The sequence below is a fragment of the Dermacoccus sp. NHGro5 genome, from assembly GCF_017565385.1.
GTDB classification, from domain to species: Bacteria; Actinomycetota; Actinomycetes; order Actinomycetales; family Dermatophilaceae; genus Dermacoccus; species Dermacoccus nishinomiyaensis.
Window position 1 is genome coordinate 1 of the sequence record NZ_JAGEKQ010000012.1, and the last position, 12,304, is coordinate 12,304.

Here is a 12,304-nt window from a genome sequence, read left to right on the forward strand (position 1 = left end):
GCTTTCGTGCCATGCGGCAACGCCACATACTGCTGCACCAACGCGGTCTTCTCTTCCGCAGTCCATCTGCGCATACCCACCTCCTGAGTGACTCACACCCAGGCTGACAGTCAGGGCACTTCTGCGATTTTCGTCCCCATCTGCGATTTTCGGTCACCTCGACGAATGTGACCGAGAATCGCAGATGTCAACGAAAATCGCAGATGGGTGCAGGGAGCGGGGGCTCAGAAGAACCAGCCCTCCGGCAGCGGCTCGCCGTCGGGGCGCGCGCCGTGGGCGTGGCCGTCGAGCGACGGGATGCCTGACGCCTCCATCGCCGCGACGTCAACGTAGTGCTCCCGCCCGAACGCGAGCGGGAAGACCTCGTCAGGCATCTCGAGGATGCCGCGCGCGTCCGACTGCGAGGCGTGCGCTGCGAGCGCCGCGCGCTTGCTCTCGAGCCAGGGCGTGACGTCGACGTAGAACGAGATCTCGCGCTCGGGCAGGCCGAGCGGGTTGCCGTCGTCCATGGGCTGATCGGGGTTGAACCCCTCCCCCTCGGGGTAGACGCCCGCCTCGACGGCCTTGCGATACATGACGCGCATGCGATCGCGGTTCATCGTCGATTCGAAAAGCCTCGGCGTCGCGCGCGTCAGCTCGAGCGCCCGGTGCATCACCGGGTGCACCTTGACGTGGTCGGGGTGGCCGTACCCGCCATGCCAGTCGTAACCGACGACGACGTCGGGGGCCTCTTCGTCGAGGATGTCGGCGAGCCGCTGGCCCGCTTCGGTGAGGTCGGCGCCGTGGAACGCCTTCTCGCCAGCGTTCTGCTCCCACCCCATCATGCCGGAGTCGGCGTAGTCGAGCCACGCGACGCGCGCCGTGCCGAGCACCTGCGCCGACCCGGCGGCCTCGGCGCGTCGTCGATCGACGACGCTCTCGCCGGGCGCGAGGTCGTCGGGGGCATCCCCGTGATCACCGTTGGTCGCATACACGACGACGACACGATGTCCCTCGGAAACGGCTCGCGCCATCGCCCCCGAGGTCTGGCTCGCTTCGTCATCAGGGTGAGCGTGGAAGAAGAGAATCGTCGACACGCCCCATAGTTTCCGCCATCGGGCGGCATCAACCGCAATCGTGACCGGCGCGCGAGGACGATCTGTGGCCGCGGCGACCCGCGATCCCGGCCTGCGTGCACTCCACGAGTCGGCGCTGCGACGATCGAGGGCGTGCCTACCGGGCGGCCGTCTGCGTCACGTGACCAGCCACCGCACCCGCCGGGAACACGCCGGAGCCCCCCGGCTCGTGCGCCGGGGGGCTCTCGCGTCGAGGACGAGGCTCGTCAGAGGGAGCGTGCGCGGCGACGCAGCTGCATCGCGCGGATGATCTCGACGATGCCGGTGACGAGCAGGAACACACCCGCGATCCAGACGAGGGTCGCCATGGACGAGATGGGCGAGGCGACGAGCACGATGCCCGCGAGAATGCCGATGACGCTGGAGACGATGACCCACCCGCGGCCCTGGCCCTTCGTCGAAAGGCCGCGGGCGAGCATCGTCATCGAGTTCATGATCCAGCCGATGCCGATCCACAGCCCGAGCAGAGTGACGGAGTGCGTCTCGCTGCGGAAGCAGAGCAGACCGAGCACGACCGACAACGCGGACACGAGCAAGGATGCAGCGCGCACGAACCCCGGCATCGGCACCGCCAACCCGACGAACAGCCCCATGAGGCCGCTCAGCAGCAGAAAGATGCCGAACAGCACACCGATGACGACGGTGGTCGGCCCCGGCCAGATCAGGGCGATCAGACCGACGATGATGCTCACAGCGCCGACGCCAGCGATCGCCTTCCACGCGTGCGAGGCGAGACGATGCAGCGGTGTCTCGACGATGGTGCCTTCGAGGCTCATAGTAACTCCTTCGCGACGGGTGGGTCACGAGAAAGCGCTCGGTGTGTGCCTCCCGCCCCACATCCCGATTGTCCCACAAGCTCATGGGCGAACCCTGGAAGCAGGACATGCCCTACAGACTCACCCGGCCCAGGCCATAGCTCGCGGCCGAGCTGTCACTGCAGGACTTTCTCGATCACCTCACGCAAGTAGGGCGCCGTCGCGCTGTTGTCGTCTGCCGCGACGTCGGCCGGCGACCCCGCGACGACGACGCGGCCGCCGTCCTTGCCCGCGCCCGGCCCCATATCGATGACGTGGTCGGCCTGCGCGACCATGCGCATGTCGAGCTCGGCCATGACGACGGTGTTGCCCGCGTCGGTGAGGCCCTGCAGGTGGCGCATGAGGCGGTCGCTGTCAGCCGGGTGCAGGCCGGCCGTCGGCTCGTCGAGGACGTAGAGCGTGTCTCCGCGCGAGGCGCGCTGCAGTTCGGAGGCTAGCTTGACGCGCTGCGCCTCACCACCGGACAGCTCGGTGGCGGGCTGCCCCAGCCGCAGGTAGCCGAGGCCGACGTCGCGCAGCACCGCGAGGCTGTGATGGATCGAGTCTTCACCGTCGAAGAACGCGTGCGCCTCGTCGACGCTCATCGCGAGCACGTCGGCGACGGAGCGTTCGTGCCACGTCACCTCGAGCGTGCTCGCCTCGTACCGCGTGCCGTGGCAGTCGGGGCACGGCGTGTAGATGCTCGGCAGGAACAGCAGCTCGACCATGACGCTGCCCTCCCCCTCGCACGTCGGGCAACGACCGCCGGGCACGTTGAACGAGAATCGACCCGCCGTGTAGCCGCGGCGCTTCGCCTCGTCGGTCGCCGCGTAGAGCTTGCGGACGTGGTCGAACAGGCCCGTGTAGGTGGCCACGTTCGAGCGCGGCGTGCGTCCGATCGGTTTCTGGTCGATGACGACGACGCGGCGCACGCCCGGGGGCGCCTCGGTGACGCGTCCGCGAATGTCATCGACGTCGTCGCCGAGCAGCAGATCGGTCTCGGGGTCACCCGTCAGCTCGGGTTCGGGAGCGCCGCCGCTGCCGAGGTGCTCGCGCAGCAGCGCAGGCACCGCCTGGCTGACGAGGCTCGACTTGCCCGAGCCGGAGATACCCGTGACAGCGCTCAGGCATCCGACGGGGAAGCTGACGTCGAGGCCCTGCAGGTTGTTGCGCGTCACGTCCGCGAACGCCAGCCAGCCTTGCGGCTCGCGGGGCGAGCGCCGCGAAGAGGCGCCGGGGGCGTCGTCGTCGCGGGGAAACAGGTAGCGGCGGGTCTCGGACTCGGCGACGTCAGCGAGCCCGGACGGCGTGCCGCTGTAGAGCACTCGGCCGCCCTGCTCACCGGCTCCGGGGCCGATGTCGACGAGCCAGTCGGCTTCGTGGATGACGGTGAGCGAGTGCTCGACGACGAACACGCTGTTGCCGCGCTCCTTCAGCCCGTGCAGGATGCCGATGAGCGCGTCGAGGTCGCGCGGGTGCAGCCCGGCAGACGGCTCGTCCAGCACGTAGACGACACCGAACAGCTTCGACGACAGCTGCGTTGCGAGGCGCAGGCGCTGACGTTCGCCGCCGGAGAGCGTCGGCGTCGTGCGATCGAGCGAGAGGTAGCCCAGGCCGAGGTCGATCATCGGTTGCAGGCGCGTGACGAGGTCGGCTGCGAGACGTTGCGCTGCCGCGCGCTTCTCGACCGAAAGATTTGGCGTGCGCCGCACGTCGGGCGCGGCATCGTGCGATGCTCCGCCACCTGCCACGCGAGCCTGCGTCGACGCTTCCCGAGCTTCGGCGTCGTGCACGTGATCGTCCTGGTGCGCGGCCTCGGCCGGGCTCCAGTCGTCAGCGGTGACGGCGCGCGCGATCTCGGCGAGGCGCTCGAGCGGCAGGTGCGAGAAGGCGGCGATGTCGAGCCCCTCGAACGTCACGGACAGCGCTTCGGGCTTGATCTTGGCGCCGTGGCAGGTGCCGCACAGCTCGCTCGTCAGGTAGCGCGAGGCGCGCTTCTTCGTCGTGGCGCTCTTGGCGTTGGCGAAGGTGTCGAGCACGTAGCGTCGCGCTCCGATGAAGGTGCCCTGATAGCTCGGCTCCATGCCCTGCTTCTGCGCACGCCTCGTCTGCTTCGGCGTCAGGCCCGCGTACACGCCGATGCTGGGGCGCTCCTCGGTGAACAGGATCCAGTCGCGATCCTTCTTCGCCAGGTCCTTCCAGGGCGTGTCGACGTCGTAGCCGAGCGCGACGAGGATGTCGCGCTGGTTCTGCCCCGCCCACGCGACGGGCCAGGACGCGACGGCGCGCTCGCGGATCGTCAGCGACGGATCCGGCACCATGCTCTTCTCGGTGACCTCGTAGACACGGCCGATGCCGTGGCACGTCGGGCAGGCCCCTTGGACGGTGTTCGACGAGAAATCCTCGGCGTAGAGCATCGCCTGCCCCGGCGGATACCACCCGGCGCGCGAGTAGAGCATGCGCACAAGGCTCGACAATGTCGTCACCGTCGCGACATCGGAGCGCGCGCCGCCCCCACCGCGCTGTTGCTGCAGTGCGACGGCCGGCGGCAGGCCTTCGACGACGTCGACGTCCGGCACGCCCGCCTGATCGATGAGGCGCCGCGCGTACGGCGCGACGGATTCGAGGTAGCGCCGCTGCGACTCGGCGAACAACGTGCCGAACGCCAGCGACGACTTGCCCGAACCGGACACACCGGTGAACACGACGATCGAATCGCGCGGCAGGTCGAGCGCCACGTCCTTGAGGTTGTTCTGCCGCGCGCCGCGGACGACGACGCCGTCACGCCACGCGCTCGGCTCCGCCTGATCGAGTGTTGATGCCTGCTCCTCATTCACGCCTGCGACGTTACCCGCCGGCGGCGACAACCCCGGAGTTCCGCGGAATCTCGAGACGCCGACACCCGGTTGTCGGAGGTCGGTGCCAGACTGCGAGCTTGACCGACATCACACCCTGCATCTGGCTCGACGACACGGCGGAACCGGCCGCCGAGCTCTAGCTCTCCTTGTTCCCGAACTCGCGGCGCGTCGACACCGTCCGCCATCCCGACGACCCGAAAACCCTGGGCCCAACGCCTCTCGCGCCGGGCGGGTGATGCTCGAGCAGGTCGAGCTCGACGTCCATCCGTTCACCCTGCTCAACGGCGGCCCGGTCTTTCCACAGACGGAGGCCTCAGCTTCCAGGTTTCCTGCGCCGGACAGGACGAGGTTGATCACTACTGGAACGGCCTGGCGGCAAACGGTGGCTCCGAGAGCCCGTGCGGCTGGTGCAAGGATCCGTTCGGCGTCAGTTGGCAGATCATTCCGCGCCGTTTCACCGAGTTGATGCAGACGCCCGACCCCGACGTCGTCGCACGCGTCTCACAGGCGATGTTCTCGATGACGAAAATGGTCCTCGCCGACCTCGAAACGGCGGCCGCCGGCTGAGCGGGGCAGGCACGACGAAGGCCCCCACCGCGGTGAGGGCCTTCGCTCAAGAGGCTTGGATCCCCCGACCGCCTGGTGCTCTGGGGTCATCAGGTTGCCGGGGGCTTCACCCATTGTTACCCAGGACTTAACCTCGCAACAGTCTTGGGGGCGAAATTTCTGCGAAATGTGAGCGGTGAGACACCGGCCAGGGCCGTGGGGAGGGGGAGGTGGCCCTAGCCGGTGTCGTGGGCGAGCGGTAGTCCATCCGCTCGCGATTCGCGCCGACGACGAGGAGATGGACGTCGATCGGTCACGAGGTTCCTGCGATCCGGCGTGGTGGCGCCCCGGTGCGCGCCGAACACCACGAACGTCGCGCGGCGTGTGGGGCGCTCATCTCGGCGTCACGATCTGCGTGACTCACCGGTGCAGGAGGTCTGTGGGGTCGGCGGGGTCGGGCCCCGTCAGGAGGCGACGATCTTGCCGCTGCGGATGACGTAGGCGGCGCGGCGGTCGAGTTCGAGACTCGTCGCGGCGTTCGTCGTCGACGTCACGGTGCTCGCGTGCCGGACGCCCGTCGCGACGCCCGCGGCGGAGGCGTCGGCGACGCTCAGTGTGCCGATGCCCATGACGGCGACGGCGGAGCTGACGGCGATGCCGCGTCCGAGCGACTTGAGGGAGCCGAAGATCGAGGTGGACTGTTGGCTGGTGTGCTTCGTGGTGTTCATGACGTTCACTCAACGCCCGGTGTCTATGGGCTTTCTGTGACGCTCTTGTGGCGTACCTACGGGCGTCGCAGACCGCCCCGCGACTCAGCCATGGCCTACGACGCGCGCACGATTCGACCACGATCATCAGGCAGGAGATAGGCGTCCCCGCGACTCGGAGGGCGAATCAGGCAGAACGGAGAGCGCAGGCCCATGGCGGCAGAGCAGAGGCGCAGCGTCACCGGGCGCACGCGGGCCAACCGCCCGGCCTCGTGAACCGTCCAACGCTCAGCCCTGCTCCGGGGAAGCAGTGCGATCGGCCCCGCCGCCTCAGCGCTCGACCCCACGAAGGCCTCCCGAGACAGCCGGCAGCTCTCTACCGTCATGAACCACGTAGGCTCGCCCTCGTGAAGAGCGAATTTGCCACCATCGCCGCCGGCGTCGTCATGCTCGTGTTCGGGCTCGCTCTCGTCGCGGCGCTGGGCAAGGGCATCGCCGGGGCGATTCGTCGTCGCAGCTGGCCCGTCGTCGACGGTCATGTGCGTCTCGGCACCGGCAAGGACGGGCGCGAGAACTCGCTCGCACGCATCCGCTACACCGCGCCCGACGGCACCCGTCAGCTCCTCGAGACCCCGACGGGTGGCATGAGCACGAACGGCCGCGACGGCCAGACGCTGCCGCTGCTCGTCGACCCGCACGACCCGGCGCACGCCGTGCCGAAGGCGTCGGGCGGCACCCTCGCGACGATGGGGTGCTTCGCCGCGATCAGCCTCTTCTTCGCCGTGTTCGGCGCGTTCGCCATCATCACCGTCCTCACCTGATGACGGGCACGCAGGCGCCCCCTGCCACCTCGCCAACGGACGACCAGCTACGCGCGACGCGCCTGTTCCTGCTCGCCGCAGGCCTGTTCGTGTTCCTCACCGCCGAGATGTACCCCGTCGGCGCGATGCCCGACATGACGCGCGACCTCGGCGAGAGCGACGCCGCCGTCGGACGCCTCGTGACCTGGTACGCGGTCGGTGTCGGCGTCGCCGCCATCCCGCTCGTCATGCTGACGCGACGTATGCCGCGCCGCCGCGTCATCGTCGCGTGCCTGCTCGCCCTGTTCGTCTCGATGGCGATGGCGGCGCTCGCGCCGAGCCTGCTCGTCGTGACGATCGCGCGCTTCATCGGCGCCGCCGCGCATGACGCGATCTTCGCGGTCGTGCCCGTGGCCGCGGCGAGTCTCGCGCGCCGGGGCGCCGAGGCGAAATCAGTCGCGAGCGCCTTTCTCGGCGCGAGTGTCGGCGTCGTCGCGGGGCCGCCGTTCGTCGCCGCCGTCAGCGACCATCTGGGGTGGCGCGTCGCGAGCGGCATCATCGCGGCCCTCGCGCAACAACATCGCCCGGAATCGAGTCGTCCCTGACGCGTTTTCGGGCAAAGAGCTTTGCCATGCACGGCCACGCAGGAGGTCAGGACCAATGGCCCCCTCGGGCGCCCACCGTTCGGAGGCCGAACCCCCTAGGCTTGAGGGTGGCAAGTTTCGCGCGACCGCGCGAAACGACGGGGCGCGCTGCGCCCACACTTCGGGAGATGCGATGCGAGACAACACCGGCCTCGGCCTCGGCTACCGATTCGCCTGGCGCCTCGAGTACATCGGCGTCTCGTGCTTCGGCCCGGCCCAGCACATGCCTGCGACCGACCCGAAGCGACGCCTGCGCCGCGAGCGCGCCGCCCGCGTCATCGCCGCGCACGAGGCGCGCGGCACCGAGGCGCCCGAGTGGGTGCGCCAGATCGTCGAGACCGGCGGGGACGCCCCCGTCAAGCAGCGTCGCGCCGGCAACGCACCGGCGGCCTGAGCTCACCCCGACGAGGTTGTCGGTGCCGGATGCAAGACTGCCGGCATGTTCTCCTTCGAGAGTCTCGAGCTCCCTGTGATCGCCGCGCCGATGGCGGGCGGCCCTTCGACGAGTCGGCTCGTCATCGACTCATCGCGCGCCGGCGGGTGGGGCATGCTCGCCGGCGGCAACAAGAACGTCGACGCGTTGGCCGACGAGGTCCGTGACATTCAGGACGCGGGCGTCGCTGCCGGCGTCAACCTCTTCATCGCGGGGCCGCAGAGCACGGATGCCGCGGCCCTCGCGTCGCTGCGCGCGAAGATGCAGCCCGTGGCCGAGCGTTTCGACGTCGAGCTCGGTGAGCCGACGTGGGACGACGACGACTATGCCGCGAAGGTCGCGTGGCTCGTCGCGCATCCTGTCGACGTCGTGACGTTCACGTTCGGGCTGCCGTCCGACGCCGACGTCACCGCGTTGCATGCGGCGGGTTCCTCGCTGGGGGCCACCGTCACGTGCCTCGACGATGCGCGCACCGCCGTCGCACGGGGGATGGATTTCCTCGTCGTCCAGGGCCCTGACGCTGGCGGTCATCGCAGCACGTTCGACCTGCACGCCGACCCCGACGAGGCACCCCTGCCCGATCTGCTCGAACAGATCCGCGCGGCCGTCGACGTGCCGCTGCTCGCGGCCGGCGGCATCGCGACGCCCGACGACACCGTCGCGGCGCTCGGCATGGGCGCCGTTGCGGTGCAGGCGGGTACGGCGTTCCTGCGCTCGTCGTCGGCAGGTTCGTCGGCGACGCATCGTGCGGCGCTCGCCTCGGACGACTTCACCGATACGGGTCTGACGCGCGCCTTCTCGGGGCGGTTCGCGCGCGGTCTCGTCAACGAGTTCATGTCGATGTTCGACGGCGTCGAGAACGTCGCGCCGTCGGCCTACCCGGAGGTCAACCGGATGCTCGCACCGCTGCGTCGCGCCGCCGCCGAGGCGGGCGACCCGCAGTGGACGCACCTGTGGGCCGGGGCCGGGTGGCGTCGCACGGCGTCCGCGATGCCGGGGCGCATGATCGACGGTGACGCGGGCCGCATCACACGCTGGCTCGCGGGCCGCGAGGGCTGACGCGCCGTCAGATCTCGCGGACGACGCGCGCGGGGTTGCCGACGGCGACGACGTTCGCGGGCAGGTCCTTCGTCACGATCGAGCCGGCACCGACGACGGTGTTCGCGCCGATCGTCACCTCGGCGACGTCGAGGCACACGAAGCCGAAGTTCGCGAACGTGCGCGCCCCGATCGTCGTGCGGTAGCCGTAGTCGACCTGCAGCGGCGGTCGGATCTCGCTGTCGTCCCCGAAGGCTCCGAACAGTTCGCGCAGCAGGGCGCGTCGCTCGTCGTGCGCCGTCGGGTCCATCGTGTTGATGCGATGCGTGAGGAGCTACGCGCGATCCGATTCGGCGGCGAGCTGCGGATCGTCGGCGAGGTACAGGTCGCCGGCCAGCATGCGTTCGCGCATGGAGCGCTCGTCGGGGTGCGAGTTCGTCACGGCCTCGACGCTAGCGGACGGCGGCGCGGAGTAGACCTCGGCTCGGTTGGGGCTCGCGTTCCTCTCGGTAGATCTTCAGGACGGCCGCGGTCGCGGGCCAGGCATTGATCAGGTGCAGATCACCACCGTCATCCCGATAGGCGATGACGGTCAAGACCCGGCCCGCCGACGGGGAGTACCCGATGAACCGGGTAGAACTACTCACGCCACGGGCCCGTCTGAGTGCTGTACTGACGACGGCCGCAGCCGGCGGCCCTCGATGACAGGGGTGACAGGCATCATGACGTTCTTCCGCGCAGGGTTCTTCCGCACAATCGGCGTCAGCGTCGTTCTCGCCGCGGGGCTCACAGCCGTTTCGGCGTGCAATCCGATCGACGAGAAGGTTTGCTCGAGCGGCTCCTACCCCGTCAAGGACAAGGGAGACGGGCCCGGGCAGACGTGCGTCAAAAGCGGCGATCCGATCCCGTCCGGATACACGACCTACGCACCCGGGCAGACGCCGACGACGCCGTGAACTGCGCGGCTCGGCGATCCGTGCCGTGCTGAGACAGCATCCGGGCCGCCCGTGATCGCCACACTCCGTCATCGCGCCTGCGAGCCCCCGTCGCTTGCAGACATGGAACGACCGCACCCGATCAGAGAAGGTGGCAACCTTTGGGTGCGGTCGTTCGGCGTGTGCGGTACGGATCAGCTCGTGGCGGCCACCCCCTCCCCCGTCAGGTCGCGGCGGCCGAGGCCGTCCGACGCCTTCGCCGTGGCGTAGAACGACGCTGCAAGGGTGGCGACGAGCAGCAGACCGGCGCTGAAGAGACGGCCGTCCATGACGGGCCCCTCGATCTCGTGGCCGGCAGCCTGCGCCCGCGCCGAACCGTTGAGGAACGGCACGATCGCGAGGACGCCGATGCCGAGGACGACCTCCGTCAGCACGACGCGCGGAAACGTCACGAGGACGTACGTGAACACGTTGCTGCCGCGCCCCGCCCGCTGCGCGCGGGCGATCTTCGGCATGAGGACGAGCTGGTTGTACGCCCCGGCGGCGACGAGACCGACGACGAGGACGATCTTCGCGAGCAGGAAGCGCCCGAACGGCGTCGTCACGAACTGCTCCCACGCCCCGACCTCGCGGTACGTCAGCCACGCCCCGGAGACGAGCACCATGCCGACGGCAACGAGCGCGAGCACGCCGAACCGCGCCCAGATTCGTGCCCACACGTCACCGGCGCTGACGTCGAGATGGCGTCGCGTGCGAGCCAGCAGCGCGAGCGCGATGAGCCCGCCGACCCAGAGCGAGCCCCCGATGATGTGCGCCTGAATGAGCATCTTGGCGACGACGTCGCCGAACTCGACGGCCTTCGTCGGGATCGACGGCACCAGCGAGGCGGCGACCGTCAGCCCTGCGGCGGCGACGGCGGCGGCGTGCGACCAGCGCGGCATCCGGCCGAACAGCATCGGCAGCAGGACGAGCGCCGCAAGCACGATGCAGACGTTGGCGACGGTCACGAGCGCACCGGTCGAGATCCACTCGCCGGCCTTGGCGGGCTTCGTCAGGTAATCGGCGACGGCCGACGGGCGCAGCGCGTCGGCGTACGCCATCCCCTTGCCGGCCCGCGCGACACGGGCTGCGAGCTGGAACCAGGCGACGACGAGCAGGACGATCGTGCCGACGGCTGCGAGACGCAGCGCACGACGCGTCAGGAGCGCCGCGTCATCGGGGTTCACCGTCGTGTCGCGTCGGACGGCGGGCCGGACGACACTCAGGTACGTCCAGAGGCCGCCGATGGCGCAGGCCAGGCCCATGAAATAGGCGAACTTCGTGAGGATCCGCCACACCGGCGGGATGACATCGGGGAGGGCCGTAGCCGTGACAACCATGCTCATAGTGAGGTGAGCCTAACCTTACTCAGAATGCTGGTGTCGATCTGGCCCACATGAAATGACGAAAATCCGTCCGGCGGTCCGTCATCGCTCCTGCCGCGACATCCCCGAAGCGCACCAGGACGCACGAATGGGGCGCCCGCCAGCGATCACCGCAACCGATGCGCCGCGGACGTCACCTCATCCGTCAGCCGCGCGAGCGCGCGAGTCTCGAGGCGCCAGCACTGCCAGAACAGGGGCACGTCGAGGTCGCCGACGCCCGGCACGCGCATGAGGTGATCGTCCCCGCCCGCGAGCCCCTCCGGCACCATGCCCCACCCGAGGCCGGCCCGCACCGCGGCCGCGAAACCCTCGGCGGACGGGACGACATGCTCGACGCGCGGCTCGAGGCCGACATCGGCGAGGATGCGCCGCTGCAGGTCGTCGCGGTCGTTGAAGCGCAGCGTCGGCAGCTCGGCAAGGCGCCCCGAACAGCGCTCCCACAGGTCGCGACGCACGAGCGGTACGTAGCGCATGACGCCCAGCTCGCTGACCGAACATCCTTGCACCGCAGCAGAACTCGCCGTCACCGCACCCAGGACGGCACCCTCGCGCAGCAGCCGCGCCGAGTGATCCTGATCCTCGACGAAGACCCGCAGCCGCGCGTCACCCCACTCGGCCACCGTGGTGAGCACCTCGACGAACCATGTCGCGAGCGAGTCAGCGTTGACGGCGACCGGCAGGTCGACGACGTCACCCGGCAGCGTCCGGCCCGGCGCCGCCGAACCGAGCGCGCGCTGCAACTCGGCGTCGACGAGAGCCCGCTGCCGCGCTCCGCGCAGCAGGACCTCCCCGACGGCGGTGGCGCGCACGGGCGAGGTGCGCGCGAGGACGACCTGCCCGACTGCCTGTTCGAGCGCCTTGATGCGCTGCGAGATCGCCGACGGCGATACCCGCAGCGCGGCCGACGCCCCGTCGAACGTCCCCTCGTCGACGCAGGCCAGGAGCGCCTCGAGCCACTCGCCACGCAGTTTCATGGGGCCATCCTAGTGAAGCAGCACTGAAGTACCTTC

11 protein-coding genes and 2 pseudogenes are annotated in these 12,304 nt (G+C 69.7%); 6 read left to right on the plus strand and 7 right to left on the minus strand.

The window, feature by feature from the left end; translation table 11 throughout:
• Nucleotides 1-224: 224 nt before the first annotated feature.
• The 3 genes from J4Z35_RS06265 to J4Z35_RS06275 all read right to left on the minus strand — a co-directional run bounded on the left by J4Z35_RS06265 (nucleotide 225) and on the right by J4Z35_RS06275 (nucleotide 4,746).
• Nucleotides 225-1,076: a PIG-L family deacetylase gene (locus J4Z35_RS06265; RefSeq protein ID WP_038569789.1), complete on the minus strand. Its 852-nt coding sequence runs from the start codon at nucleotides 1,074-1,076 to the stop codon at nucleotides 225-227.
• A gap of 245 nt (nucleotides 1,077-1,321) precedes the next feature.
• On the minus strand, nucleotides 1,322-1,891 hold the full coding sequence (locus tag J4Z35_RS06270; RefSeq protein ID WP_006945042.1) for a DUF308 domain-containing protein: 570 nt from the start codon (nucleotides 1,889-1,891) through the stop codon (nucleotides 1,322-1,324).
• 155 nt (nucleotides 1,892-2,046) lie between these two features.
• Complete coding sequence (locus J4Z35_RS06275) at nucleotides 2,047-4,746, minus strand: excinuclease ABC subunit UvrA (protein WP_074046074.1); 2,700 nt, start codon at nucleotides 4,744-4,746, stop codon at nucleotides 2,047-2,049.
• Between the two features lie 204 nt (nucleotides 4,747-4,950).
• Here J4Z35_RS06275 and J4Z35_RS14810 point away from each other — a divergent pair.
• Nucleotides 4,951-5,151 (plus strand): annotated as a pseudogene (locus J4Z35_RS14810) (hypothetical protein); the annotation flags it as partial.
• Nucleotides 5,152-5,777: 626 nt separating this feature from the next.
• Here J4Z35_RS14810 and J4Z35_RS06285 read toward each other — a convergent pair.
• Nucleotides 5,778-6,041 carry a hypothetical protein gene (locus J4Z35_RS06285; protein WP_143181535.1) on the minus strand — a complete coding sequence of 88 codons (264 nt, stop codon included), beginning with the start codon at nucleotides 6,039-6,041 and terminating at the stop codon, nucleotides 5,778-5,780.
• A 386-nt stretch (nucleotides 6,042-6,427) separates the two neighbouring features.
• Here J4Z35_RS06285 and J4Z35_RS06290 point away from each other — a divergent pair, with 386 nt between their 5' ends.
• The 4 genes from J4Z35_RS06290 (at nucleotide 6,428) to J4Z35_RS06305 (ending at nucleotide 8,956) form a co-directional block, all read left to right on the plus strand.
• Nucleotides 6,428-6,841 (plus strand): DUF3592 domain-containing protein, encoded by a 414-nt coding sequence (locus J4Z35_RS06290; protein ID WP_074040472.1) that lies wholly within the window; start codon nucleotides 6,428-6,430, stop codon nucleotides 6,839-6,841.
• Entirely contained in the window at nucleotides 6,841-7,425 is a 585-nt protein-coding gene (locus tag J4Z35_RS06295) for an MFS transporter (protein WP_074040473.1), read from the plus strand. Before J4Z35_RS06290 ends, J4Z35_RS06295 begins: the two co-directional genes overlap by 1 nt.
• A gap of 172 nt (nucleotides 7,426-7,597) precedes the next feature.
• Nucleotides 7,598-7,858, plus strand: a complete 261-nt coding sequence (locus J4Z35_RS06300; RefSeq protein WP_038569802.1) for a hypothetical protein — start codon at nucleotides 7,598-7,600, stop codon at nucleotides 7,856-7,858.
• Between the two features lie 45 nt (nucleotides 7,859-7,903).
• On the plus strand, nucleotides 7,904-8,956 hold the full coding sequence (locus J4Z35_RS06305; protein WP_074040474.1) for a nitronate monooxygenase: 1,053 nt from the start codon (nucleotides 7,904-7,906) through the stop codon (nucleotides 8,954-8,956).
• Nucleotides 8,957-8,963: 7 nt separating this feature from the next.
• Here the strand turns inward: J4Z35_RS06305 and J4Z35_RS14700 are convergent.
• Nucleotides 8,964-9,347, minus strand: a pseudogene (locus tag J4Z35_RS14700) (maltose acetyltransferase domain-containing protein).
• Nucleotides 9,348-9,657: 310 nt separating this feature from the next.
• Between J4Z35_RS14700 and J4Z35_RS06315 the strand changes: the two are divergent.
• Complete coding sequence (locus J4Z35_RS06315) at nucleotides 9,658-9,891, plus strand: hypothetical protein (RefSeq protein ID WP_143181244.1); 234 nt, start codon at nucleotides 9,658-9,660, stop codon at nucleotides 9,889-9,891.
• A 173-nt stretch (nucleotides 9,892-10,064) separates the two neighbouring features.
• Here the strand turns inward: J4Z35_RS06315 and J4Z35_RS06320 are convergent, their stop codons facing one another.
• Both J4Z35_RS06320 and J4Z35_RS06325 read right to left on the minus strand, forming a co-directional pair.
• Nucleotides 10,065-11,255 (minus strand): CopD family protein, encoded by a 1,191-nt coding sequence (locus J4Z35_RS06320; RefSeq protein WP_062256061.1) that lies wholly within the window; start codon nucleotides 11,253-11,255, stop codon nucleotides 10,065-10,067.
• A gap of 146 nt (nucleotides 11,256-11,401) precedes the next feature.
• A complete protein-coding gene (locus J4Z35_RS06325; protein WP_062256063.1) occupies nucleotides 11,402-12,268 on the minus strand; it encodes an ArgP/LysG family DNA-binding transcriptional regulator in 867 nt (288 codons plus the stop codon).
• Between the last annotated feature and the right edge of the window lie 36 nt (nucleotides 12,269-12,304).